This is a genomic window from Rhizobium sp. UBA1881, from assembly GCF_002338015.1.
In the GTDB taxonomy this organism is placed as follows: domain Bacteria; phylum Pseudomonadota; class Alphaproteobacteria; order Rhizobiales; family Rhizobiaceae; genus Rhizobium.
This window is the reverse complement of record NZ_DDHH01000057.1, coordinates 158,916-182,711: the sequence shown is the minus strand read 5'-3', so window position 1 is coordinate 182,711 and position 23,796 is coordinate 158,916. Positions and strand designations below refer to the sequence as shown.

The following is a 23,796-nucleotide window of genomic DNA, read 5'->3' as shown; positions in this document are numbered from 1 at the left end:
TTTTCGGTTGCTTTTCACCATGGGGTGAAGTTTGATCAAACATCACCAATCAAATCAAGAGACTTCTTTCCTCCATGCCTTTGCCAGTGCCAGACGCCCCACCGAAAGCGGCAGAACCCGCCAAAGCCGTGATCGACGCGCGCGAGCTGGTGAAGTCGTTTCAGGGCAATGTGGCCGTTGGCGGCATGTCGCTGAGGCTCAACAAAGGCGAGTTGATCGGTCTCATCGGCCCGAACGGCGCCGGCAAGACGACGCTGTTCAATCTGATCGCCGGTAGCCTCAAGCCCACATCTGGCGAGATCTGGATCGGCGGCCGCGAGGTCTCGCAGGAAAGTCCGGAGCAGAGAATTGGCCGCGGCGTCGGCCGCACCTTCCAGATCCCGAAGCCGTTTCTCGAGATGACCGTGCTGGAGAATGTGCTCGTCGGCGCGCAGGCGCAGGACGGCGAGCGGCTGTTCGCCAACTTCCTGCGCTTCGGTCATGTCAGGCAGCAGGAACGATTGGCGACCGATAAGGCGCGCGCGCTGCTGGAGTTCGTCACCTTGTCGGGCCTCGAGGGACAACCTGCCAAGGTACTGTCCGGCGGGCAGCGCAAGCTGCTCGAACTCGCACGCATCCTGATGGCCGATCCGCAGGCGATCCTGCTCGACGAGCCGGCGGCGGGCGTCAACCCGGCGCTGTTGGAAACGATCATGGAGCGCGTGCTGGAGCTCAATGCGCAGGGCAAGTCGATCCTGCTGATCGAACACAATATGGATATGGTGTCACGGCTCTGCTCGCGCGTCGTCGCCATGGCGCTCGGCAAGCCGCTGGCCGAGGGCACGCCTGCCGCCGTCGCCTCAAATCCGGATGTCATCGAAGCCTACCTCGGAGCGGCGGCATGACCGCGCCGGCGCTTGAAACCCGCGCGCTGGTCGCCGGGTACGAACCCGACCTGCCGATCGTGCGCGGCGTTGATCTCTCGGTGGCGCCCGGAGAGCTGTTGGTCCTGCTCGGGCCGAACGGGGCCGGGAAGTCGACCTTCGTCAAGGCGATCGCCGGCGTGGTGCCGATACACTCGGGAAGCGTCCTGCTCGACGCGCGGGAGATCACCCGCGTCGCGTCCCACCGCAAGATCGCCGAAGGCCTCGCCTTTGTGCCGCAGACGGAAAACATCTTCGCGACGCTGACCATCCACGAAAACCTGCAGCTTGCCGCAGCCGTCCTGCCGAAGGAGCAGCGGTCAGACAGGATCGCCGCACTCTACCGTCGCTTTCCCGATCTCGCCAGCAAGCCCTCGCGCTTGGCCGGCGCGCTATCGGGCGGGCAGCGGCAGATGCTGGCCGTCGCTCGTGCGCTGATCGTCGATCCCTCCGTGCTCATCCTTGACGAACCCTCTGCCGGCTTGTCGCCGAAAATCGTCGGCGAGGTGTTTTCGATGTTGAAGGAGATCAACGCCGGCGGCGTCACGGTCATTCTCGTCGAGCAGAACGTCAAGGCGGCGCTCGCGATCGCCAGCCGCGCCGTCATCCTAGTCGAAGGCCGGATCAGGCACGAGGGCGAGGCCTCTTCACTGCTCGGCGATCCGCTGATCGCCAAGCTCTATCTCGGCACCACCAAGCAGGCGTCGGAGGCACCATGAACCCGCAATTTCTCATGGACGGCCTCGTCGCCGGCGCGATGATCGGCCTTGGCGCCATCGGCGTCACGCTCACCTATTCGATCCTGCGCTTCGCCAATTTTGCGCATGGCGAGATGCTTTCCTGGGGCGCCTATCTGGCGCTCGCCGTCAGCGGCGGCCTCGGGTTCTTGTCCACGTCGCTGACCAAACCGATCGGCCCATTCTCCTTCGGCTGGTCGCTGCCGCTCGCAGCCGCCATCGCGATCCTGCTCACCGGCTTGCTTGCGCTCGCCGTGGATGCGGTGCTGTTCGGACGCCTGCGGGCGCGCGGCGGCGCAATCATCATCCTCGTCATGGCGAGCTTCGGCGCCTCGCTTGCGCTTCGCAGCCTGCTCGAATTCATCTTCACCTCCAAGCCCGCCTATTACACCAAATCTCTGCAGATCGCCGTGAAGATCGGCGGCGGCCTGCGCGCCACGCCGGACCAGCTCCTGTCGCTCGGCCTGTCATTGGTCGCGGTCGTCGCCATCCACCTGCTGATGACCCGCACCGATATCGGCCGCTCGATGCGCGCCGTCAGCGAAAACCCGGCTCTAGCGGGCATCGCTGGTGTGGACGTGCGCCGTGTGATCCGCGTCGTCTGGTTCGTCGGCGCTGCCCTCGCCTGCATCGCCGGCATCATGACCGGGCTCCTCGTCCAAATCCGCCCCTATCTCGGACACGACCTGCTGCTGCCGCTGTTTGCAGCCGCGATCCTCGGCGGGATTGGCAGCGTTCCTGGCGCGATGATCGCTGGATTGATCGTCGGCCTGTCGGAAGCGGCAGCCGTGCAGATCGTTGGCGCCGAGTGGCGAGCGGCGGTCTCCTTCGTAATCCTTGTGGCGGTCTTGCTTTTTCGCCCGCGCGGCTTGTTCGGGAGAACGGCATGAGCCTCGATCTGATCGCTTACGTCGCCTTCTTCCTCACGATGGCGCTCACCTATGCCATCATGTGCCTCGGGCTCAATGTGCAGTGGGGCCAGACCGGCCTCTTCAACGTCGGCATCGCCGCCTTCGTCGCGATCGGCGCTTACGTATCCGCACTTTTGACGACGCCGGATACGCCCGGCCGCTTCGGCGGTTTCGACATGCCGATCGCCATCGGCTGGCTCGGCGGCGCGCTGTTCGCGGGCCTCGCCGCCTGGCTGGTAGGCGCGCTGACCATTCGGCTGCGATCCGACTATCTCGCCATCGCCACCTTCGGCGTTGCGGTCACGGTGCAGCTTTGCGTGCTCAACCTGCAGCCGCTGACCGGCGGCGCTTTCGGCATCGGCTTCATTCCCCGCCCCTTCGGCAGCCTCGCTGCTGATCCGCTGGCATTTTCTCTCTCCAATCTCTCGCTGATGGTGGCAGTCGTGCTGGCGCTCTATCTGGCGCTCCAGCATCTCTCCAAGAGTCCCTGGGGCCGCGTGCTGCGCGCGATCCGCGAAGATGAGAGTGCGGCACAGGCGCTTGGCAAGCGGCCGATCCGCTTTCGCCTGCAAGCCTTCACCATCGGCGGCGCCATCATGGGGCTGGCGGGTGCCGCGCAAGGACATTTCATCGGCTTCATCGCGCCCGACAACTATTTGCCGATCCTGACCTTTCAAGTCTGGGCGATGCTGATCGTCGGCGGCTCCGGCAACAATCGCGGCGCCATTCTCGGCGCGGTGCTGGTCTGGGGTCTGTGGGCGCTGTCGGCCGCCGCCGTCTCCGCCTTCGTGCCGCCCGAACAGCAGGCCCGTGCGGCATCGCTGCAGATCGTCATGATCGGCGTCGGGCTGTGCCTCATCCTGCTCCTGCGCCCCCGCGGCATTCTCGGCGCTTCCAGCGCGCTGGCCTCGCTGACCGGCAAGCGCAAACAGACATCCAGGGAATAGAAACATGTCCACCACGCCCCCACGCATAGCGCTCACCAAGGATCTCTCCATCAGCCGCATCGTCTGCGGTCTCTGGCAGGTGGCCGACATCGAGAAGAACGGCACGGTGATCGATCCCGACAAGGGCGCCGATGTGCTGCAGGCCTATGCGCGTGGCGGCTTCGACACGTTCGACATGGCCGATCACTATGGCTCGGCGGAACTGATCACGGGGCGACTGCTCTCGCGCTACCGGGATGGCCAGCGGCCCGTCGCCTTCACCAAATGGTGCCCGGAGCCGGGACCGATGACGGCTGATGTCGTGCGCCGCGGCGTCGAGGAGCGGTTGATGCGGCTTGGTGTCGACAAGGTCGATCTTCTGCAATTCCATTGGTGGAGTTTCGAGCATCCGGCATGGCTCGACGCCCTGCACGAGATGCAGCGCCTGCGCGAGGAAGGCCTGATCGGCGCGCTCGGTCTCACCAATTTCGATACCGGACATCTGGCGCTGGCGCTTGCAGACGGCATCGAGATCGCCAGCAATCAGGTCTCGTTCTCGCTGGTCGACCGCCGAGCCGCGGGTGCGCTCTCGAAGCTCTGTGCCGAAAGCGGCGTCAAGCTTCTCGCCTATGGGACGCTGTGCGGCGGCTTCCTCTCCGAGAAATGGCTGGGCCAGCCCGAGCCGACATCGATCACCGATTGGAGCCGCTCGAAATACAAGCGCTTCATCGACACCGCCGGCGGCTGGGAAGCCTTTCAGGGCATTCTCAGCGCCGCCGCAACCATCGCGACCAAGCATGGCGTCTCGATCTCCAACGTCGCGAGCCGCTGGGTTCTAGAACACGACGCCGTCGCTGCCACAATCGTCGGCGCGCGCATCGGCGAAAACGAGCATCGCGGCGACAATCTCAACGTCTTCTCCTTCGCCCTCGACGAAGAGGATCACGCCGCACTGAACACCGCCTTCGCCAAGACGCAGCCCATTCCCGGCGACTGCGGCGACGAGTATCGCAAGCCGCCATTCCTAACCGCCTCCGGCGATCTCAGCCACCATCTGGATGCCATTCCATCCGTCTACACGGCTCAGCCCGTGCCCGGTCGTCCGGGCCGTTCGCGTGTCTCGTCCGGCAGCATCTGGGAGCCGATCGCCGGCTATAGCCGCGCCGTCAGGGTAGGAGACCGTATCCTCGTTTCCGGCACGACCGCGACGCATGGCACGAACCGCTGCGTGGCATCGGGCGACGCCGGCGCGCAGGCGACCTACATACTCGACAAGATCGCGGCTTCGATATCGGCGCTCGGCGGCAAGATGGAAGACGTCGTCAGGACGCGCATCTATCTGCGTGATGCCAGTCAGTGGGAGCCGGTGTCTCGCGCGCATGGACGGGCTTTCGCTGATGTTTTGCCGGCCAACACGCTGATCGAGGCCGGCAATCTGGTCGGCGAATACGAGGTCGAGATCGAGGCGGAAGCGATCTGCGATTGATGGCGTCGCGCGCTCCGGCGTGACCTTGTCATAAAAGCGCTGCCCACGAGGGGCAGCGACAGCTGTCGTGAACGCGCTAGCTCACATCTTCAGTCGTGCCGCGACAGGAACGCCGAGACGGTGGCGAGGCAGAGTTCCTTCTCCTCGACATGCGGCATGTGGCTCGACCGTTCGAAGAGCACCCACTCGCAGCCGGGAACGCTATCAAGATAGGGCTTGACGACGAGCGGCGTCGCTTCATCGTACTTGCCTGAAATCAGCAACGTCGGCGCTTCGATCCGGCTCAACCGGTCCTCGATCGTCCAGTCTTTCATCGTGCCGATAACGTGGAATTCAGTCGGGCCGTTCATGTTGCGGTAGACGGTGTTGTCCTCGTCCATGATCGCGAAGGTCCGCGCGACTTCGGCGGGCCATGGCGAGACACGGCAGACATGGCGGTCGTAGAAGACCCTTGATGCTGTGATGTATTCAGGATCGGTCAGCGTTCCTGCCTGCTCGTGCTTCAAGAGCGTGTCCTGCACCTCTGTGGGTAACTCCTCGCGCAGGCGATTGGCCTCGGAAACCCAGGTGTGCATGTTGGCCGGAGAGTTGGCGATCACCAGAGCCTTCAGGCCCTTCGGCTTGCGAACGGCATGTTCGGCACCCAGCATGCCACCCCACGACTGGCCGAGGAAAGCGTAGCGATCGGCAATGCCGATATGAGTGAGCAGCGCATCGAGTTCCTCAAGGAACAGTGCCGGCGTCCAGAAATCCGGACCCTTTTCCGGCAGGCGCGTCGAGTTGCCGTTTCCGAGCTGGTCGTAGTGGATGACGGCGCGGCCATCGAGCGCGGCAATACCCTTGAAGGAATCGACATAATCATGGGTGCAGCCAGGCCCGCCATGGGCCACGACCAGCGGCAGCTTGCCGCTGTCGAGTGAACCGGTGATGCGATACCAGGTGCGGTAATCGCGAAACGGCAGGTAGTCTTCCTTCGACGTGACAGCGGTCACTGATAGCTCCATCTTTGGGTATTCGATGGAAAACCATAACGTGGCTGCTGAAACGGCGGCAGCTATCACAAGTTATAGGATGGCCGGTCTTCGAGCAGCCGGTAGTGCGTGGCGCGGACCACGGCCTGCGTGCGGTTCTTGGCGCCGAGTTTCTTGGCGGCGGCATTGAGGTGCATGACGACAGTTGGCACCGAGCGCTCGATGATGCGGGCGATCTCCTTGGCTGAAAGCCCCTCCGCCGAGTAACGCAGGCACTCGCGCTCCCGCTCGGTCAGTCGCGCCTTGCCGGCGCTGCAGGCGTCCGCGTCGAACAGCGGAAAGGCCGCCTCGTGGAAGACGTGGGCCAGTAGGTTGAAATCGGCGATATAGCGCAAAGCCTGCTTCTGGAAGCCCTTCTCGCGACCGTAGCGGATGCCGGTGACGGTCGCGTAGTCGCCGCGCGGCATGTGGATCGGCACCGTCACGCCCGTCGACATGTCTCGCTCGCTGAGATAGCGCGCCACCGGCTCGGTATTCTCGCCCATGAAGCGGTTGATCAGCGTTTCGGCATTGGCATCGTAATTCCAGAAGAACGGCGTCGACGTGCGCAGCGCCACCTGCTGAACCGGATCGATCCGGAAATAACCGCGATTGAACCAATAGTCGTGCATGTCGTCGGAAATGTTGCGCAGCTTCAAGAGCGAGGGGATCATGATCTCGCCGTCCAGATCGTAGGGGATCGGCGTGTAGTCATAGATCAACGCCTCGAAGCCGAGTGTCTTCATTTCCTCGAAGACTTGATCGATACGCCCATCCAAAGTCTGGTGATCGGTGAATTGTGTTTTGATCGCGCGGATATCATCAAGCATGGCCTGCTCCCGGTGAGCGAAGCGCCACCTATCACTTCTTATAGCTGGCGCGAAACGCTGTTTGGGATAAAAATTTAGCCTTGCCCAATTAATGAGCAAGAAGAATCTTTTGCCGGAGACATCAATGTGGCGTGAAATCGAGCCGGACCAGCGATACGACATCGAGGTCGATGGCTTCAAGGTTGTCGCCTATAGCTTCGGAAGCGGCAGCGAAACGGTCCTCTGCCTGAATGGCGGACCCGGCCTCCCCCTGCGATTATCTGCGTGAAGCGCACTCCTGTCTGATCGACAAGGGTTACCGCGTCGTCGCCTTCGACCAGCTGGGAACCGGCGCGTCTGACCGGCCGGATGACGCAGCACTCTGGACCATCGGACGCTACGTCGAGGAGACGGAAACCGTGCGCAAGGCGCTCGGTCTCGGCAAGGTGCATATGCTCGGCCATTCCTGGGGCGGCTGGCTGGCGATCGACTACGCGCTCACCTACCCCGAGAACCTGCAGACGCTGATCCTCGAGGATACCGTCGCAGACATGCCGCATCTCATTCTGGAGCTTGAACGGCTGCGCGCAGCACTCGGTCCCGAGACGGTGGCAATGTTGCAGAAGCACGAGGCGCAGGGCACATACGACCACCCGGAATACCAGGCCGCCGTAACAATTCTCAACTATCGCCACGTCTGTCGCCTGCCGGAATGGCCAGCCCCGGTCCGCCGCTCGCTCGACGATTGGAACATGGGACCCTACGGCACGATGCAGGGACCGAACGAGTTTCTCTATATCGGCAACCTCAAGGACTGGAACCGCATCCCAGACCTGCCTCGCGTTACCGTCCCCACGCTGATCACCACCGGCGAGCATGACGAACTGACGCCGGCCTGCGCGCTGCGCATGAAGCTTGCGCTGCCGAACGCCGAGCTGAAAGTCTTCGCAAACGCCAGCCACATGCCCTTCTACGAGAACCCCGGCGATTATTACCCGGCCCTGCTGGACTTTCTATCGCGGCACAAGGCAAGCTGATGCATAGAAAGCCAACAAGCATCATGCGGATGGAAAGGGGCGATCGCCACAATGCATCGCTATAGATTTGTTCTCACGCGTCCGCTGCAGTTTCTGCCCGTCATTTTCGGCATCAGCGTCATCACCTTCATTCTGGTCCGGCTGATCCCCGGCGACCCCGCGCGCAACATTCTTGGAACTCGCGCAACGCCTGCGGCGATTGCCAATATCCGGGCGCAATATGGCCTCGATGAACCGATGTGGCTGCAGTATTTCTACTTCCTGCGCAATCTCGCCAATGGCGAGATGGGAAAATCCATTCTTTACAAGATCGACGTGCTGAAGCTGATCCTGACGCGCATCGAACCCACCGTCGCGCTGGTGCTCGCAAGCGTGATCCTTTCCGTGCTGATTGCCGTACCTATGGCCGCCGTCGCGGCGCGCAATCGAGGCGATGCGGCAGACCATGCGGTACGGGTGATTTCCACCTTCGGCATCGGCTTCCCGCCGTTCTGGCTCGGTTTGATGCTGATCATCGTCTTCAGCGTGCAACTCGGCATCTTCCCCGTCTCCGGATACGGCGCCACGCTCAGTGAAAAGCTCGCTCACCTAGTGCTTCCCAGCCTGACGATCGCACTGTCGCTTTCCACCGTCCTGACGCGCAGCCTGCGGGCCGCGATGATCGAGGGGCTGAAATCGGATGTCGCAACGGCGGCGCGCGCGCGTGGCATGCCTGAGGGCATCGTCTTCTGGAAGCACGTTCTGCCGAACTCGCTGGTACCAACCATCAACCTTTTGGCAGTCAATATCGGTTGGCTGATCGGCGGCACCGTTGTCGTGGAAAGCGTCTTCGCTTTGCCTGGCATGGGACAGCTTCTGGTGCGCGCCATCTTCTCGCGCGACTATATGGTCGTGCAGGGCGTGGCCATGGTGTTTGCCTGCGCCACCGTTCTCATCAATTTCATCGCCGACATCGTCACCGTCACCGTCGATCCCAGGGTGACGCTATGAGTGCCATCATATCTTCTCCCCCATCCTTCAGCTGGCGGAAATTCATCGGCAAGCGCCCGGCGCTTTGCGTCGGCGCCGGCATCCTGCTGGTTTTTCTGATCCTTGCCATCGGCGCGCCGCTGATCGCGCCCTATGATCCGATCTTCCAGAACGCAGATGTCCGCCTGCAGGCGCCGTCGCTGCTGCATCCCTTCGGCACCGACAATTTCGGCCGCGATATCCTCTCGCGAGTCATCTGGGGAACCCGGATCGACTTGCAGATCGCCATCATCGGCGTGGTCTTCCCCTTCGTCATCGGCACGACGGTCGGCACCATCGCCGGCTTTTTCGGCGGCATTGTCGATGCGCTGTTCATGCGGCTCGTCGACATCATCCTGGCCTTCCCATTCCTGGTGCTGATGCTTTCTATCATCGCGATCCTCGGACCGGGGCTCAGCAGCTTCTACATCGCCATGGCACTGGTCGGCTGGGTCTCTTATGCGCGGCTCATCCGCGCGCAGATGCTGGTGCTGAAGAAGAGCGACTACGCGGTGGCCGCCGTCAGCCTCGGTTTCAGCCGCTTCCGCATCATGTTCCGCCATCTTCTGCCGAACGCCATTGCCGGCTCGATCGTGTTCTCGATGTCCGATGCCGTGCTCGTGCTCCTGAGCGGCGCCGCGGTCAGCTATCTCGGACTTGGCGTTCAGCCGCCGATCGCCGAATGGGGTGTGATGGTGGCCGAGGGCCAGAGCTTCATCACCACGGCGTGGTGGATCACGCTCTTCCCGGGCCTGTCGATCGTCGTCTTCGCTTTCGGTTTCAGCATGCTCGGCGATGCGCTCGGCGAAATTCTCGGGGTCCACGAATGAGCGCTCCCCTTCTTTCCGTTCGCGACCTGACGGTCAAAGCCCATGGCGACGAGACCGTTCGCACGTTAATCGACGGCGTGTCGCTCGATCTCGGTCAGGGTGAAATCCTCGGGCTCGTCGGTGAAAGCGGCTCCGGCAAGAGCCTGTTCTGCCGCTCGCTGATACGGCTGCTGCCCTCTTCCATCTTGAAGATCGATGGGGGGCAGGTGCTGCTAGAGGGCCGCGATCTGACCGGGATTAGCGATGCGGATATGCTTGCCGTACGCGGCGGCGAGATCGGCATGGTCTTCCAGAACCCGACAAGCCATCTCGACCCCGTCATGCGGATCGGCGATCAGATCACCGAAGGCATCCGCTATCATCAGGGGCTGAATGCTCAGGATGCGCGCGCTACCGCGATCGAAATCCTGAAGCAGGTCGGCTTTCCCGATCCGGTCAGACAGTATGACAGCTATCCGCACGAGTTTTCCGGCGGCATGCGACAGCGTGCAATGATCGGCGTGGCCCTGTCGTGCAATCCCAAGATCCTGATTGCCGACGAGCCGACCACCGCTCTCGACGTGACCATCCAGGCGCAGATCCTGCGGCTGCTCATGGATATCCGCGACAAGCGCGGCCTGTCGATCATCCTGATTACCCACGACCTCGGTATCGTCGCCCAGACCTGCGATCGCATCGCCGTTCTGCGCGGCGGCCAGCTTCTGGAACAGGGACCGAAGCGGGCGATCCTGACGCATCCGCAGCACCCCTACACGGTGAGCCTGATCGCCAGCCACCCATCGATGCCCGAGGAGGCAGCGGCACCACCGGCGGCAACCGAGCCGGCAAGACATGCGGTCCCGCCGCTCTTGGAAATCGACGACCTGCATGTCCGCTTCAATACTGGCGGCAGCCTATTCAAGGGCAGTGCAAAGACGGTCAGCGCGGTGGCGGGTGTCAGCCTGCGGGTCATGCCTGGTGAAAGCGTCGGCATCGTCGGCGAATCCGGCAGCGGCAAGAGTACGCTGGCGCGCGCCATCCTCGGCTTGACGCCGCTGTCGTCAGGACATGTCACCTTCGACGGCATCGATCTCGCGCAGCAGAGGACGGCGGGCTTAGCGAGAATTCGCCGCGAGGCCGCGATGGTGTTTCAGGACCCGTTCAACGCACTAAACCCGCGCATGACGATCGGGCAGACGCTGTCGGAGGTCCTGAAAGTCCAGGGCAAGGTCGCCTCTTCGGCCATTCCCGAACGTATAAACGAACTGCTCGACCTCGTCGGCCTTGAGCGAGAATTCGCCGGCCGCAAGCCGCGCAGCATGAGCGGCGGTCAGTGCCAGCGCGCCGGTATCGCGCGCGCGCTGGCCGTCGACCCGAAGATGATCATCGCCGATGAGTGCGTGGCTGCTCTCGACGTCACCATTCAGGCGCAGATCGTTGAGCTGTTCCAGGAGCTGAAAGCGAAGATGCAGCTGACGCTCCTCTTCATCGCGCATGACCTCGCCATCGTCCGCAATCTCTGTGAACGCGTCGTGGTCATGTATCGCGGCGAGATCGTCGAGGAGGGGCGTTCGGCCGACGTCTTCGCGCGACCGCAGCACGCCTATACCGCGGCACTGATCGCCGCCATTCCCGACATCGACCCCGACAAGCGCCTCCTCGGCGACGCCTCCGCCGCCGAGCGCGAGAACAACTTCATACCGCCGCAACCGAAGAAACATTCGCGATAACAACAAGGGAACACAGAGATGAAAAACAGATGGAAAACCGTAGGCCTCGCAGCCATCATGGCCGGCCTGACACTGAGCGCCAGCTATGCGGAAGCAGCCGGTGTGCTGACGATCGGGCGCCGCGAGGATTCGACGACGTTCGATCCCATCAAGACGGCGCAGAACATCGACAACTGGGTCTTCTCCAACGTCTATGACGTCCTCGTGCGCGTCGACAAGACCGGCACCAAACTGGAGCCCGGTCTAGCCGAGAGCTGGACGACCTCCGACGACGGCCTCACCTACACCTTCAAGCTCCGTGACGCGAAGTTTTCCGACGGCTCGCCGCTGACCGCCGAAGACGCGGCCTATAGTCTGCTGCGCATCCGCGACGATGCCGCTTCGCTGTGGGGCGATTCCTACAAGGTCATCGACACGGCTGTTGCCACCGACGCGCATACGCTCACGATCAAACTGAAGAACCGTTCCGCACCCTTCCTGTCGACGCTGGCCTTGCCCAACGCATCGGTCATCTCCAAGAAGGGAATGGAAACGCTGGGACCAGACGCCTACGCTGAAAAGCCGATCGCGTCGGGCGCTTTCACCGTCGAGGAATGGCGCCGCGGCGACCGCGTCATCCTGAAGAAGAACCCCAACTTCTGGGAAGCAGACCGCGTCAAGCTCGATGGCGTCGAGTGGGTTTCCGTTCCCGACGACAATACGCGCATGCTGAACGTCCAAGCCGGCCAGCTCGACACGGCAATCTTCGTGCCCTTCTCGCGCGTCGAGGAGATGAAGAAGGACCCGAACCTCAACGTCGATATCGACGCCTCGACCCGCGAAGACCACCTGCTGATCAACCACGCGCATGGTGCGCTTGGAAAGAAGGAAGTGCGTCAGGCGCTCGACATGGCGATCGACAAGAAGGCGATCGTCGACGCCGTCACCTTCGGTCAGGGCACGGTTGCCAACTCCTACATTCCGAAGGGCGCGCTCTATCATTACGCTGACAACCTGCAGCGGCCCTACGATCCGGCCAAGGCAAAGGAAATGCTGGCGGCCGCCGGCGAGCCAAGCCTGACGCTCAACTACCTCGTGCGCGCAGGCGATGAAGTCGACGAACAGATCGCTGTTCTCCTGCAGCAGCAGCTACAGAAGGCAGGCATCACCGCCAACCTACAGAAGGTCGATGCCAGCCAGGAATGGGACATGACCGTTGCCGGCGACTACGACATTTCGGTTAACTACTGGACCAACGACATTCTCGACCCGGACCAGAAGACCACCTTCGTGCTTGGCCATGACAGCAACAACAATTACATGACCAACTACAAGAGTGATGCGGTAAAGGACCTAGTCGCCAAGGCGCGCCTGGAGCTCGATCCGAAGAAGCGCGAAGCGATGTATGTCGATATCCAGAAGATGGCCAAGGAAGATGTCAACTGGATCGACCTCTACTACAGCCCGTACATCAACGTCTCGCGCAAGAACATCGAGAATTTCTACCAGAACCCGCTTGGCCGCTTCTTCCTCGAAGACACGGTCAAGAACTGAGATCGGTGGAGCTTAGCTCTTAAAGAATGACGGCCGCTGTAGGTTCCTGCAGCAGCCGTTCGGTATCAGGAGTTACGCCGCCGAACCCAGTGCGGGGCGAACAAGACGATCGCCCTTATCCGGCGCCGGCGGCTCGGCCGCGTTCAAATAGAACCTCGCAGGCGCCGTCAGCGAGAACCAGAGGCAGGCTCCCAGCATGAAATAGGCGCTCGTGATATCGTCGACAGGCTTTGCGAGCGGCAGAACCAGCGCGCCAACGAGCACCGCGAGCCTAAGAGCCCACTCGTTCTCGCGCTTCTGCAAGGCGGTGGCGCGCAGGGCCTTGTAGTCTTTCAAATCATAATCGGCCGATGCCGCGCTTGCCTTGTAGAGCTTCAGCGCGGATGGCAGCGCGAGCATGACGAGCGCAGCCTCGCTCAGCCACAGCGCTTCGCCCGCCAAGCATTGCATGGCCGCGATGAGCAGAAACGCGATGGAGAGCAGGTTCCAGACCGGTTCGAGAAGATCAGGTCGCTGGCCTGTGCGGCCGTGCCAGAGTTTCATGACCGTTGCGGCGCCGTGCAGCAGCGGTTCATCAATGTAACGATTTATCCAATTCATGCGCTCGCCCAAGACGCGTTGCCGACGCTTTCTCATCAGCAAAAGAATGGGTCGGCATCATGGCGCTGGCATCATGTTTGCGACGATTGCACAAGATTCAACGCGCGCGATGCCGGCAGGCATCACGTGCGTCGAAGATCCAATCCGCCCGGATCAACCGGTTAGCGGCAACGTGCCTCGTAGGTGCGGCCATAGCGGTCGCGATAGACGCAGTAGCCGCGACGTTCCTGCGATTGGCCGATCAAGGCACCCACCGCACCACCGGCGACAGCACCGACGGCCGCGCCGCCCCAGCTGTTGGTTGCCACGCCACCGATGACAGCGCCGGTCCCCGCACCAATCGCCGTGCCTTGTTCGGTCGCGGTGCACGACGCAAGACTGCCTGCCACTGCGGTTACCAACAGAATAGCTCTGATCATTATTTCACTCCTCGGCTCATCCTCTACCGTGAAGTAAACAATTGACGTGGCTTTTCGTTCCACGATCGTTTTCGCGCCACGCACGACAGCCCGGCACGACCCCGGAAAATACGGTGCACGATGACGGAACAAGTCACCCCTTCAAGCGTTACGGCCACGTCAAATATCAAGCGGGGCGCCGGACAGCAGAATGACAGAATTCCATCCCATCGCCGATCGACTGAAGGCGTCTAAGGCAACCGAGTTCCTGAAACGCGCAACCCGCAAAACAGAAGCTTCTCTTCCCGCTTTGCCGGGCGGCATCATTCGGCAGCGACGCAACGCTTGGCAGGTCGGCAAGGTAGAGAAGGCCGCTTTCCTGATCGATGGCGCCGCCTATTTTCTGGCGCTTGACCAGGCGCTTCGCAAGGCCGTTCATACGATCTGGATCGTCGGCTGGGACTTCAACCCGGATATCAGGCTCAGACCCCATCAAAGCTCCGAAACGCTTGGTGAGCTTCTCCTGTCGCTCGCCGATGAGAAGCCGGATCTGCGCATCCGCATACTGGTATGGGGCATGGGGCCGATCTATTCCGGTAAATCGCTGCGTCTCTTCCGCGAGAGCGAATTCTCCGCCCACCCGCAGATCAGCATGCGCTTCGATCTGCGCCACCCGATCCGCGGCTGCCATCACCAGAAGCTCGTCTCGATCGACGACAATCTGGCTTTCCTCGGCGGTATCGACTTGACCGCCAGACGATGGGACGAGCCGGATCACAAGATGACCAGCACGCTGCGGAAATCGCCGGATGGTACGCCTTATGATCCCGTGCACGACTTGCAGTCGATGGTATCCGGCCACGCGGCCCAGCTGATCGGCGATGTCGCCCGCAGGCGATGGAAGCGTGCCACGGGCGAGCGCCCGGCGCCGGCGCCAGCAGGCGGCGCCTCATGGCCGGCAAGCGTCAGCGCCGACCTTGCGGACGCAACCGCCGCGATCGCGCTGACGGAGCCCGGACTGATCGGCAAGCGCGGCCACTACGAAGCCTTTCGCCTGACACGCGATGCAATCAAGGCCGCGCGCAGGCTGATTTACATCGAGACCCAGTATCTCGCGTCTTTCGGCGTCGCCCGCACCATTGCCAAGCGATTGAAGGAGAGCGACGGCCCGGAGGTCACCGTTCTCGTCACCAAGAGTTCGCACGGTTTTCTCGAAAAACTAACGATGGGCAACAACCGCGACAGACTGATCCGCCGGCTGAAGCGCATCGACCAATATGACCGGCTGCGGGTCATGTATGCCGTGGTGCCCGACAAGCAGGGCGGCGAGAAGGAGCTGGTCATCCACTCCAAGCTACTGATCGTCGACGACCATTTCATTCGCATCGGCTCATCCAACCTGAACAACCGCTCCGAGGGGCTGGATACGGAATGCGATCTGGCGATTGAAGCCTCGACCGACGCACATCGTGAGGCAATTTCAACGCTGCGCTACCGGCTGCTGGCGGAGCATCTGGAGACGACGCCGGAGACCGTGCGCGAGACCGAACGCAGCATGCGGTCGCTGAATGCCGCGGTGGACGCGCTGAATGTTGGCAAGCGTGGGCTGAGGCACTTCGCGATCGATGTCTCCAAAGGAGAGACATCGCCGCTGACGGGCACCACGCTCGTCGACCCGCGACGCCCCTACTGGCCGCTACAGAAGCTGCGCCTGCGCGTCGGACGGCTGGCCGCCGCGATCTTCTGATACCGCCTTGCCGCGCTTGCGCAGCACCACCTCGCTGATCGCCAAGACGGGAATGCCGATCAACAGCGGCACGATGAAGTAGATCACGCGAAACGCCACCAGCGCGCCGATCGACGCCGCACCCGGCAGGACATGGCTGACTGTGGCCTCAAGCACGCCGAGGCCACCCGGCACATGGGTAAGGAGGATGGCGATGTTGGCGAGCACGAAGGCCGTCGCCGTCTGCACGAAGCTGACATCGCCCTGCGCCGCTAACATCTGGTGAAGGCAGGCGGCGACAAAAACGAAGTTTAGCGTGCCGATGACGACCTGACCGATTGCAAGCTCGAGACGCGGCATCTCGAAGCTCCACTTCCACAGGCGCAACGGCGCACGAACAGTCGCGGCGAGAAGGACATAGGCGGCTGGGAGGGCAAGGCAGGCCAGGGCCAGCATGAACAGACCATCGGCGCTCATGGCGAGCAAGTTTGCCGCATCGCTTGGATTGATCAGGAGCGCCAGCCCCGCAAGGACCGAGAGCCCGATGCCCACGGTGATGCCGCAAAACAGGATGACCTTCGCCACTTCCTCGGCACTCAGGCCCCAACGCGCATAATAGCGATAGCGAACCGCGCCGCTGCTCAAGGCGGCGACGCCGAGATTGTGGCCGATGGAAAGACCGGTGAAGGAGGCAATCGCCGCCTTCGGATAGCTCAACGGCTTTCCCGCGTACCGCAGCCCCATCCAATCGAAGCCCGTCAGGCACAGGTACGAGAGTGTTGCGAAGCCCAGGCCGTACAACAGCCGTGAGACGGGGATGGCGGCGATTGACCGCGTGATCTCATCGATCGAATAGCGACTGAAGACCTTATAGAGGAGATAGGCCGCGAGAAGCAGTCCGAGAGCCAGGGTTGTATTGATGAGGACACGCTTCGCCGACATGAAGATTCCATTCCGATTGATCTTTCAGTAATGGAACGAAACAGGATGAAATCGGGTTCCCTGTCGATGAGCGCATCGACAGACACTTCGCACCGAAATGAAGACCGGGAACTGAGAATCCTCACCTACAATGTGCACAGCTGCATCGGCACTGACCGGCTGCTCGACCCTGGCAGGGTCGCCGACGTGATCGCGCAATCGGGTGCCGACATCATCGCGCTTCAAGAGCTCGATGTCGGCCGCAAGCGAACCGGCGGCATCGACCAGGCGCATATGATCGCAACCCTTTTGAAGATGGAGGCCCATTTTCACCCGGCTCTTAATGTGCAGGAAGAAAAGTACGGCGATGCCATACTGACCGCCCTGCCGACACGGCTGATGAAGGCCGGCCCCCTGCCCTCGGTCGGCGAGACGCGGGGGGCGATCTGGACGCAGGTGGATGCAGGTGGACGAAAGCTCAACGTGCTGAACACCCATCTCGGCCTGCGCAACATCGACCGTATAAAGCAGGTGCGGACGCTGCTCTCGGACGAGTGGATCGGGAGCCCGGATTTTCACGCGGCACCGTGCGTTATCTGCGGCGACCTCAATGCACGAGCGTCATCGCCGGCCTACACGATGTTGGCCGGCCTGTTTCGCGACGCTCAGCTGAACATGGCGGAACGCCCGAGGCCGACTTTTCCGTCCCGCTTTCCACTGCTGCGGATCGATCACGTGTTTCTATCGTACGACCTCAAAGTCAGCGCCGCCAGTGTAATCTCCACGCCGCTGGCAAAGCGCGCCTCTGATCACCGGCCGTTGCTGATCACTCTGAAATTCTAACCGCCTCGAACGTGTCAGGAAATTGCATGGGAACAAAAGGCGCGCTGGCGCTGTTGCTGTGTCGCGATCCCACCAGAGGCGACAGATGCACATACCGACATCGACCTACAGGCTGCAATTTCGAGATGGCATGACCTTCGACACTGCCATCGATTTCATCCCCTGCCTGAAATCACTCGGCATCAGCCATCTTTATGCATCGCCGATCTTCACTGCCACCTCGGGATCGACGCATGGCTACGACGTCACCGATTGCAACGAGATCGATCCCGCGATCGGCGGACGCGAGGGCTTCGAGCGCCTGAGCGCCGCACTGAAAGCCGAGCGCCTCGGCCTGATCCTCGACATCGTGCCGAACCACATGGCGGCCTCGACCGAGAACGCCTGGTGGGCGGATGTTCTGAAATTTGGCGCGGACAGCAAATATGCTGATCATTTCGATATCGATTGGAACCAGCGGCTGACGCTGCCGATCCTCGGAAAGAGCTTCAACGACGCACTCGCCGATGGCGAGTTCGAGTTGCAACGCGATCCGCAAACCGGCGATTGGTCGCTCGCCTATTTCGAGACCCGATTGCCGCTCAACCTGGATAGCACCGCGCCATTATCAGGCGACCTGAAAGATCGCTCGCAGATATCGAGCGTTCACGATCAGCAATCCTGGCAGCTGACTTTCTGGCAGGATGCCGCGAAGACGCTCAGCTATCGGCGCTTCTTCGAAGTCACCGGACTGGTTGGGCTGCGTGTCGAGGACGAGCACGTCTTTGCCGACAGCCATGCGCTGGTGCTCGACTTGGTGCGCGCCGGCCACGTGCAGGGGCTGCGGCTCGATCACATTGACGGGCTCGCCGATCCCTCTGCCTATCTCGACCGCCTGCGTGCGACCGTGGGCCCCGAGATTTATATCGTCGCCGAGAAGATTGTCGGGCATGGAGAGACACTGCCGGCCGACTGGCCGATCGAAGGCACAACCGGATACGAGTTCATCTCGGCGCTCAGCAATCTCTTCATCGATCCCGATGGCATGCGCGAATTTCGCCATGCCTATGCCAATCTCTCGCCGGATGCGGCCGATTTCACCACAGGTCTACGCCAGGCAAAGTTGCTGATGGTCGAGCGCAACTTCGAGGGCGAGACAAATCGGCTTGTGGCGATCGCGCATTCGCTTCTGGCCGATCAGGACGAACAGCGGCTTGCATCCGCCATCAAGGAACTGCTCGTCGCGTTTCCCTTCTATCGCACCTATGGCCGTGCCGGAAAATTGTCGGACAGCGATCGCCTGCTCATTGAGCAGGCCGTTGGCGATGCCGCGCAGCAAACCGGAGACCGCGATGCGTTGGACGCCGTAGCGATGCTCCTCGATGGCGGCCCTCGCACAGAAGAATTCCAGCGACGCTTCCAGCAGTTGAGTGGCCCGATCATGGCCAAGGCCATGGAAGACACACTGTTTTATCGCCACAACTTGCTTCTTGGCGCCAACGAAGTCGGCGGCGAGCCGGGTCGGCCGGCGGGCGGCGTCGATGCATTTCATGAGTTGATGCAGCAAAGGGCAAAGCAGCAGCCAAACGGCCTGTCGGCCACCTCCACCCACGACACCAAGCGCGGCGAGGACGCCCGCGCCCGCCTTTACGTTCTGAGCGAGGAACCTGATGTATGGCGGCTAGGGGTAGAACGCTGGCGTGACATGAACCGCGGCCACCTGACCGAGTTGCCGGCAGGCCTGACGCCCGACGCCAATGTCGAATGGATGCTCTACCAGGCATTGGCCGGCATATGGCCGGAGGAGTTTCGCGATGGCGCTGCCGGAGCACTGACAGATCGTTTCGTCGCCTATGCCGAGAAGGCAGTGCGCGAGGCAAAGCTTGTGACGGACTGGAATGCGCCGCACGAACAATACGAGAAGGCAGTCAAGAGCTATGCGGCCGCGCTCACCGCCTCCGCCAGCCTGACCTTCCACGAGGACTTCGCCGAAACGCTCCGGCCAGTGATGGCCGCAGGCTACCTGAACAGCCTGTCGCAAACGCTGATCAAGCTGACGGCCCCCGGCGTGCCCGATATCTATCAGGGCTCGGAAGCTTGCGACTTCAGCCTCGTCGATCCTGACAACCGGCGCCAGATCAACACGGCGGAACTCGCCCGCCTGCTGGCAACGCGGGACCCGATTTCGGAGCTGACCGTTCCAGCACTCAAACAGCGCATAATCCAGATTGGCCTCAATCTGCGCAAACGCCTGCCTGCCCTGTTTGCCGAGGGAGATTATGTGCCTGTGTCGGTGACGGGCAGCCGCCGTCGCCATGTCATCGCATACGCTCGGCGGCTGCGCGATACGTTCACCATCACGGTGACCCCGCGCATGATGATGGGGCAGCTGGAGCCTGGAAAGCTCTTTGCCGGCCCCGAATTCTGGGACGACACCGCCATCATCCTGCCCGCGGGGCTACAGGGTTCGATACGTGATCTCCTGACTGAGCGGTCGATCGACACCGCCGCGTCGATCCCCGTGGCGAAGCTCCTGGGAAGGCGACCGGTCGCTTTGCTGCAAGTTGAGTGACCTGTTCAGCGGTATGGATAACTCAACCGTGACAAACCGCCACTCCGTCGGTCGCGAACTTTTCGCCCGCGCCCGCGTTGAGTGCAGCCAATCCCATTTGTCGAAAGGCCTCGCGTGACTGATATGCAATTCGGACCCGTCATTTCCGACAGGGGCGTGGTTTTCCGCCTTTGGGCGCCTCTTCTCGACAGCGTCCGCCTGAAGCTGGAAGACCAGGAACCCCGACCCATGCGCCAACTCGCCGACGGCTGGCACGAGGTGGAGGTCGCCGGCGTCGGCGCAGGCGCGCTTTACCGGTTTGTTCTTCCCGAAGGCCTGCAGGTGCCCGATCCGGCCTCACGCTTTCAGCCGCACGATGTGCACGGGTTCAGCGAGGTCGTCGATCTCACGGACCACTACTGGAAAGCCGAAACCTGGCCTGGGCGCCCGTGGGAAGAAACCGTCCTCTACGAACTGCACGTCGGCACCTTCACCGAAGAGGGCACCTTCCTCGCGGCAATCGGGCGTCTCGATCATCTCGCGCGGCTAGGCGTGACGGCGATCCAGCTCATGCCCGTTGCCGATTTTCCGGGACGTTATGGCTGGGACTACGACGGTGTGCTGCCCTATGCGCCCGACGGCAGCTATGGCAGGCCCGAGTATCTAATGGCGCTCATCGATGCTGCCCACGAACGCGGAATCTCGGTCTTCCTTGACGTCGTCTACAATCACTTCGGCCCCGACGGCAATTATCTGCCCCTCTATGCGCCGCTGTTCACCGACCGGCACAAGACACCGTGGGGCAAAGGCATCGATTATGATGGTGCGATGGCGCGGCCGATGCGCGAATTTGTCATTCAGAACGCCATCTACTGGATCACCGTCTTCAGGCTCGACGGGCTGCGACTGGATGCCGTTCACGCCATCAATGACGACAGCGAGGAACATCTGCTGCTGGAACTCGCACGGCGCGTGCGCGCCGCCGCTGGCGTTCGCCATGTTCACCTGATTGTCGAGAACGAGGAAAACGACAGCGATCTCCTGAAGCGCATGAGCGATGGCAAAACAGGTCTGTTCACGGCACAATGGAACGACGACATCCACCACACGCTGCACATCGCCGCCACCGGCGAGCGCTTCGGCTATTACGCCGATTACGCTGATAATGGCGAAGCGCTTGCGCGTTCGCTCGCGGAAGGCTTTGTATTTCAGGGCCAGCACATGCCCTATCGCGGCGAAAACCGGGGCAAGAGCACGAGCGAACTGCCGCCTACGGCGTTAGTCTCCTTCATCCAGAACCATGACCAGATCGGCAACCGGGCGATGGGCGACCGGATCATCGCCGCGCAGCCCGTTCACGTCATAAAGTCGATGGCAGCGGTCTATCTGCTCGCGCCGCAAATACCGATGTTGTTCATGGGTGAGGAATGGGGGGCGCGCGACGCATTCCCCTATTTCTGCGACCTCAATGAAGAGCTGAACGAGATGGTGCGAAAAGGGCGCCGCGAGGAGCTCTCGCGACTGCCGGGCTTCGATACGGATGATCTGCTGGACCCGACCGCGCCATCGACGTTCGAGATGGCCAAGCTCGATTGGTCTGCCGTCACCGATCCCCACTGCGCCGACATGCGCGACTTCTACGCCTCGCTGCTTGCGATCCGCCACAAGAAGATCGTCCCGCTTCTGGCAGGGATGCGCCGCGGCGAAATCGTCGCCGGATCGGACTTTTCGGCCGTCGCCGCCGATTGGTCGTTGGCGAGCGGCGGCCGGTTGTGCCTGCGGGCGAACCTTGGAGAGGAAACGATTGCGATGGACCCGATGACGGATGGGGCAGAGGCAATCTTCGGCCTTGACGCGTCATCTGGCAGTAACCTGTCGCCGTGGTCAGTCTGCTGGAGCGTAAGCCGCGAGTGACGAACCATTATCAGGCTTTCCATAGGCCGAAGACGCAGCCTTTCAAGGCAAGGATTTCAGCCAACCCAGCACACGGGCCTCTTCCGCATCCATCCATTTCAGCAGTCGCTTGCTTCGTGTCGGCCTCGCGCGCAACAGCTGGCCCAATCTGCCGGCCTTGAACTCGTCGAACACAGCGGGATGAATGTAGGACGAGCGGCACACCGCGCGCGTATTGACGAGCATGGCGGCAATGGCGTCGATCACTTCGTTCATTTGTCGCGCGAGCGCGGCCTCGGTGGCGGCAACCTCCAGGGGTGTAAAGGCAGTGACGGCCGCGCAGGTCGCGCCCCATGTCCGGAACTGGCGGGAGCTGAACTCGGCGCCGGATACATCCCGGATATACTCGTTGACGTCCTGCGACGATATTTGCCGGCGGGTCCCGTCTTCGCAGACATACTGGAACAATTGTTGTCCCGGTAATTCCTGCAGGCTGCGGACAACGCGCGCGATGCGCCTATCCGTGTGCACCAGGTTCCACTCCTTGCCGGATTTTCCCTTAAAGCGGAACTTCACCTTGGAGCCGTCGATCTTGACGTGTCGGCGGCGCAAGGTCGTCAGGCCGAAGGAGCCGTTATCCTCAGCGTATGCCGCATTCCCGATGCGGATGTAGAGATTGTCGAGCATCCAGACGACGGTGGCCAGTGCCTTGTCCATCGTCGGCGCGCGGGCTCGCAAATCGGTGTCTACTCGCGCTCGTATTTCAGGCAGGCGCTCACCGAAGTCGAGTAGCTGGTCGAACTTGGCACGTGCCCGCTCCGAATGCCATTCCGGATGATAGCGATACTGCCTCCGCCCTCGCACATCGATGCCGATCGCCTGCAGATGCGAGAGAGGATTGGGCGATATGCGAACGTCGACATAGGCCGGCGGAATCGCTAATTTATTCAGCCGCAAAATTTCCGCGCTATCCGTGATCCTGCCGCCATCGGGAGCGTAGTAGAGGAAACCATTTTTTCCTGCCTTACGCGTGATGCCACTCTCGATATCCGTGGTGTAAACCAGTCGAGACGAGGCCAATGCCGCGACAGGGAAATCCGGTTGCTTGATCGTCTGGTCCATGGGGCAGTAACCCCGTGATCAGGGATCCAGTTCCCTTCACGACCTGAGCTGTTCAATGAATTGTGCATGGTGCATTTGGTCGATCTGGCGGCCGCTATTTGCATCGCTCAATGGCGGTCGATGCGAGATACAAAGCAACAAAGACGTATTGACGCAGATATTCGAGCAGAATCCGAACATAACGCTCGCGCTAAGTAATCAAAACGAAGTACAAACCGCTTTTCTGCGTACCACTGATTGCCGTCGTTTCCTGCAGAACGAAAGATGGCACCATGGCCACTCGTCAGGGGATGTGTGGCAGATGATTAAAGTACGCGGTCGTAATAACAGTTATCTCAGTGCGTTCGGCGGGGCCACGACAGTCTATGCCGCGGCCCAAACCTGGAGTACTGGCGCTGCGCCCACCGCTTCAGATGCTACAAGTGCTCAACCGAACACAACGGCCACGGCGTTCCAGGTATCCGCGAATGGTGCTGCGACAACCACCGCAGCTACATTCAGTTCCGCTAGTGATGCCGCTTCGACCACAACCTCGGCGACCTCAGCGCTCATCGACACGTCCACGGCGACAATGTCGACCAACGAGCCACGGACGGTTTTGCCGGCGGATGCGGCTCCTATGCCCGCCCGCCTCGCGACAGCAAGCGCGAGCATAGTTCTTCCAAACAGCAGCGCTCCTTCGTCATCGGTCGATGCCTCCACCTCGTCAGTTGAGGCTGTCGCTCCCACCGCTTTAGCGGTCTTGCGTACGGCCTCTGCGACGGCGGCATCAACGGCTGTGGCATCGGCAGAAAGCACAAGCGAGCCGACCGCGACGACAACCGCGCTGATGGCACCGGCGGCCGTTGCGGCCACGCCGAACAAG

The 23,796-nt window shown here is 61.8% G+C and carries 20 protein-coding genes and 1 pseudogene; 14 read left to right on the top strand and 7 right to left on the bottom strand.

The window, feature by feature from the left end; all coding sequences use genetic code 11:
* The first annotated feature begins 74 nt into the window (after window positions 1-74).
* Genes B3605_RS06225 through B3605_RS06205 form a run of 5 tightly spaced genes read left to right on the top strand, consistent with a single transcriptional unit; the run spans window position 75 to window position 4,962 of the window.
* Window positions 75-884 carry an ABC transporter ATP-binding protein gene (locus tag B3605_RS06225; protein ID WP_112943367.1) on the top strand — a complete coding sequence of 270 codons (810 nt, stop codon included), beginning with the start codon at window positions 75-77 and terminating at the stop codon, window positions 882-884.
* The gene (locus B3605_RS06220) at window positions 881-1,621 is read left to right on the top strand and encodes an ABC transporter ATP-binding protein (RefSeq protein WP_113168234.1); all 741 of its coding nucleotides are present in this window, start codon (window positions 881-883) and stop codon (window positions 1,619-1,621) included. Before B3605_RS06225 ends, B3605_RS06220 begins: the two co-directional genes overlap by 4 nt.
* Window positions 1,618-2,529 carry a branched-chain amino acid ABC transporter permease gene (locus B3605_RS06215; protein ID WP_112943369.1) on the top strand — a complete coding sequence of 304 codons (912 nt, stop codon included), beginning with the start codon at window positions 1,618-1,620 and terminating at the stop codon, window positions 2,527-2,529. The genes B3605_RS06220 and B3605_RS06215 overlap by 4 nt, the downstream gene beginning before the upstream one ends.
* Window positions 2,526-3,497, top strand: a complete 972-nt coding sequence (locus B3605_RS06210; RefSeq protein ID WP_113168235.1) for a branched-chain amino acid ABC transporter permease — start codon at window positions 2,526-2,528, stop codon at window positions 3,495-3,497. The genes B3605_RS06215 and B3605_RS06210 overlap by 4 nt, the downstream gene beginning before the upstream one ends.
* A gap of 4 nt (window positions 3,498-3,501) precedes the next feature.
* Window positions 3,502-4,962 carry an aldo/keto reductase gene (locus tag B3605_RS06205; protein ID WP_113168236.1) on the top strand — a complete coding sequence of 487 codons (1,461 nt, stop codon included), beginning with the start codon at window positions 3,502-3,504 and terminating at the stop codon, window positions 4,960-4,962.
* A gap of 89 nt (window positions 4,963-5,051) precedes the next feature.
* Here B3605_RS06205 and B3605_RS06200 read toward each other — a convergent pair whose 3' ends face one another.
* Window positions 5,052-5,966, bottom strand: a complete 915-nt coding sequence (locus B3605_RS06200; protein ID WP_162735404.1) for a proline iminopeptidase-family hydrolase — start codon at window positions 5,964-5,966, stop codon at window positions 5,052-5,054.
* Between the two features lie 53 nt (window positions 5,967-6,019).
* Window positions 6,020-6,802: a helix-turn-helix transcriptional regulator gene (locus B3605_RS06195; RefSeq protein ID WP_112943372.1), complete on the bottom strand. Its 783-nt coding sequence runs from the start codon at window positions 6,800-6,802 to the stop codon at window positions 6,020-6,022.
* A gap of 124 nt (window positions 6,803-6,926) precedes the next feature.
* On the opposite strand from B3605_RS06195, the pseudogene B3605_RS06190 reads away from it, so the two are divergent.
* The 5 genes and pseudogenes from B3605_RS06190 to B3605_RS06170 all read left to right on the top strand — a co-directional run bounded on the left by B3605_RS06190 (window position 6,927) and on the right by B3605_RS06170 (window position 12,898).
* Window positions 6,927-7,818, top strand: a pseudogene (locus tag B3605_RS06190) (proline iminopeptidase-family hydrolase).
* 51 nt (window positions 7,819-7,869) lie between these two features.
* On the top strand, window positions 7,870-8,808 hold the full coding sequence (locus tag B3605_RS06185; RefSeq protein ID WP_113168238.1) for an ABC transporter permease: 939 nt from the start codon (window positions 7,870-7,872) through the stop codon (window positions 8,806-8,808).
* A complete protein-coding gene (locus B3605_RS06180) occupies window positions 8,805-9,656 on the top strand; it encodes an ABC transporter permease (protein ID WP_112820095.1) in 852 nt (283 codons plus the stop codon). The genes B3605_RS06185 and B3605_RS06180 overlap by 4 nt, the downstream gene beginning before the upstream one ends.
* Window positions 9,653-11,365 (top strand): dipeptide ABC transporter ATP-binding protein, encoded by a 1,713-nt coding sequence (locus tag B3605_RS06175; RefSeq protein WP_113168239.1) that lies wholly within the window; start codon window positions 9,653-9,655, stop codon window positions 11,363-11,365. Before B3605_RS06180 ends, B3605_RS06175 begins: the two co-directional genes overlap by 4 nt.
* A gap of 18 nt (window positions 11,366-11,383) precedes the next feature.
* Complete coding sequence (locus B3605_RS06170) at window positions 11,384-12,898, top strand: ABC transporter substrate-binding protein (RefSeq protein WP_296433307.1); 1,515 nt, start codon at window positions 11,384-11,386, stop codon at window positions 12,896-12,898.
* 72 nt (window positions 12,899-12,970) lie between these two features.
* Here B3605_RS06170 and B3605_RS06165 read toward each other — a convergent pair whose 3' ends face one another.
* Complete coding sequence (locus B3605_RS06165; RefSeq protein WP_183794315.1) at window positions 12,971-13,498, bottom strand: hypothetical protein; 528 nt, start codon at window positions 13,496-13,498, stop codon at window positions 12,971-12,973.
* A 161-nt stretch (window positions 13,499-13,659) separates the two neighbouring features.
* Entirely contained in the window at window positions 13,660-13,917 is a 258-nt protein-coding gene (locus B3605_RS06160; protein WP_111560741.1) for a YMGG-like glycine zipper-containing protein, read from the bottom strand.
* A gap of 190 nt (window positions 13,918-14,107) precedes the next feature.
* On the opposite strand from B3605_RS06160, the gene B3605_RS06155 reads away from it, so the two are divergent.
* Complete coding sequence (locus tag B3605_RS06155) at window positions 14,108-15,643, top strand: phospholipase D-like domain-containing protein (protein ID WP_296433306.1); 1,536 nt, start codon at window positions 14,108-14,110, stop codon at window positions 15,641-15,643.
* Here the strand turns inward: B3605_RS06155 and B3605_RS06150 are convergent.
* The gene (locus tag B3605_RS06150; protein ID WP_113168243.1) at window positions 15,593-16,564 is read right to left on the bottom strand and encodes a lysylphosphatidylglycerol synthase domain-containing protein; all 972 of its coding nucleotides are present in this window, start codon (window positions 16,562-16,564) and stop codon (window positions 15,593-15,595) included. The two genes, B3605_RS06155 and B3605_RS06150, sit on opposite strands and share 51 nt — an antisense overlap.
* 45 nt (window positions 16,565-16,609) lie before the next feature.
* Between B3605_RS06150 and B3605_RS06145 the strand changes: the two genes are divergently transcribed.
* From B3605_RS06145 to treZ, 3 genes are all read left to right on the top strand, one after another.
* Window positions 16,610-17,386: an endonuclease/exonuclease/phosphatase family protein gene (locus B3605_RS06145; RefSeq protein ID WP_296433305.1), complete on the top strand. Its 777-nt coding sequence runs from the start codon at window positions 16,610-16,612 to the stop codon at window positions 17,384-17,386.
* Between the two features lie 85 nt (window positions 17,387-17,471).
* The gene (gene treY, locus B3605_RS06140; RefSeq protein ID WP_113168244.1) at window positions 17,472-19,937 is read left to right on the top strand and encodes a malto-oligosyltrehalose synthase; all 2,466 of its coding nucleotides are present in this window, start codon (window positions 17,472-17,474) and stop codon (window positions 19,935-19,937) included.
* 123 nt (window positions 19,938-20,060) lie between these two features.
* Window positions 20,061-21,830, top strand: coding sequence for a malto-oligosyltrehalose trehalohydrolase (gene treZ, locus B3605_RS06135; protein WP_296433392.1), 1,770 nt, complete (start codon window positions 20,061-20,063; stop codon window positions 21,828-21,830).
* A 42-nt stretch (window positions 21,831-21,872) separates the two neighbouring features.
* Here the strand turns inward: treZ and B3605_RS06130 are convergent, their stop codons facing one another.
* Together B3605_RS06130 and B3605_RS06125 are read right to left on the bottom strand one after the other, a co-directional pair.
* Window positions 21,873-22,931: a DNA topoisomerase IB gene (locus tag B3605_RS06130; RefSeq protein WP_113168246.1), complete on the bottom strand. Its 1,059-nt coding sequence runs from the start codon at window positions 22,929-22,931 to the stop codon at window positions 21,873-21,875.
* A gap of 426 nt (window positions 22,932-23,357) precedes the next feature.
* Window positions 23,358-23,795 carry a hypothetical protein gene (locus tag B3605_RS06125; protein ID WP_296433304.1) on the bottom strand — a complete coding sequence of 146 codons (438 nt, stop codon included), beginning with the start codon at window positions 23,793-23,795 and terminating at the stop codon, window positions 23,358-23,360.
* Window position 23,796 lies beyond the last annotated feature (1 nt).

What these genes read in the sequence shown, in the direction of transcription:
- B3605_RS06225 (WP_112943367.1), top strand. Translation starts at nt 75, where the DNA reads ATGCCTTTGCCAGTGCCAGACGCCCCACCGAAAGCGGCAGAACCCGCC.
- B3605_RS06220 (WP_113168234.1), top strand. Translation starts at nt 881, where the DNA reads ATGACCGCGCCGGCGCTTGAAACCCGCGCGCTGGTCGCCGGGTACGAA.
- B3605_RS06215 (WP_112943369.1), top strand. Translation starts at nt 1,618, where the DNA reads ATGAACCCGCAATTTCTCATGGACGGCCTCGTCGCCGGCGCGATGATC.
- B3605_RS06210 (WP_113168235.1), top strand. Translation starts at nt 2,526, where the DNA reads ATGAGCCTCGATCTGATCGCTTACGTCGCCTTCTTCCTCACGATGGCG.
- B3605_RS06205 (WP_113168236.1), top strand. Translation starts at nt 3,502, where the DNA reads ATGTCCACCACGCCCCCACGCATAGCGCTCACCAAGGATCTCTCCATC.
- B3605_RS06200 (WP_162735404.1), bottom strand. Translation starts at nt 5,966, where the DNA reads ATGGAGCTATCAGTGACCGCTGTCACGTCGAAGGAAGACTACCTGCCG.
- B3605_RS06195 (WP_112943372.1), bottom strand. Translation starts at nt 6,802, where the DNA reads ATGCTTGATGATATCCGCGCGATCAAAACACAATTCACCGATCACCAG.
- B3605_RS06185 (WP_113168238.1), top strand. Translation starts at nt 7,870, where the DNA reads ATGCATCGCTATAGATTTGTTCTCACGCGTCCGCTGCAGTTTCTGCCC.
- B3605_RS06180 (WP_112820095.1), top strand. Translation starts at nt 8,805, where the DNA reads ATGAGTGCCATCATATCTTCTCCCCCATCCTTCAGCTGGCGGAAATTC.
- B3605_RS06175 (WP_113168239.1), top strand. Translation starts at nt 9,653, where the DNA reads ATGAGCGCTCCCCTTCTTTCCGTTCGCGACCTGACGGTCAAAGCCCAT.
- B3605_RS06170 (WP_296433307.1), top strand. Translation starts at nt 11,384, where the DNA reads ATGAAAAACAGATGGAAAACCGTAGGCCTCGCAGCCATCATGGCCGGC.
- B3605_RS06165 (WP_183794315.1), bottom strand. Translation starts at nt 13,498, where the DNA reads ATGAATTGGATAAATCGTTACATTGATGAACCGCTGCTGCACGGCGCC.
- B3605_RS06160 (WP_111560741.1), bottom strand. Translation starts at nt 13,917, where the DNA reads ATGATCAGAGCTATTCTGTTGGTAACCGCAGTGGCAGGCAGTCTTGCG.
- B3605_RS06155 (WP_296433306.1), top strand. Translation starts at nt 14,108, where the DNA reads ATGACAGAATTCCATCCCATCGCCGATCGACTGAAGGCGTCTAAGGCA.
- B3605_RS06150 (WP_113168243.1), bottom strand. Translation starts at nt 16,564, where the DNA reads ATGTCGGCGAAGCGTGTCCTCATCAATACAACCCTGGCTCTCGGACTG.
- B3605_RS06145 (WP_296433305.1), top strand. Translation starts at nt 16,610, where the DNA reads ATGAAATCGGGTTCCCTGTCGATGAGCGCATCGACAGACACTTCGCAC.
- treY (WP_113168244.1), top strand. Translation starts at nt 17,472, where the DNA reads ATGCACATACCGACATCGACCTACAGGCTGCAATTTCGAGATGGCATG.
- treZ (WP_296433392.1), top strand. Translation starts at nt 20,061, where the DNA reads ATGCAATTCGGACCCGTCATTTCCGACAGGGGCGTGGTTTTCCGCCTT.
- B3605_RS06130 (WP_113168246.1), bottom strand. Translation starts at nt 22,931, where the DNA reads ATGGACCAGACGATCAAGCAACCGGATTTCCCTGTCGCGGCATTGGCC.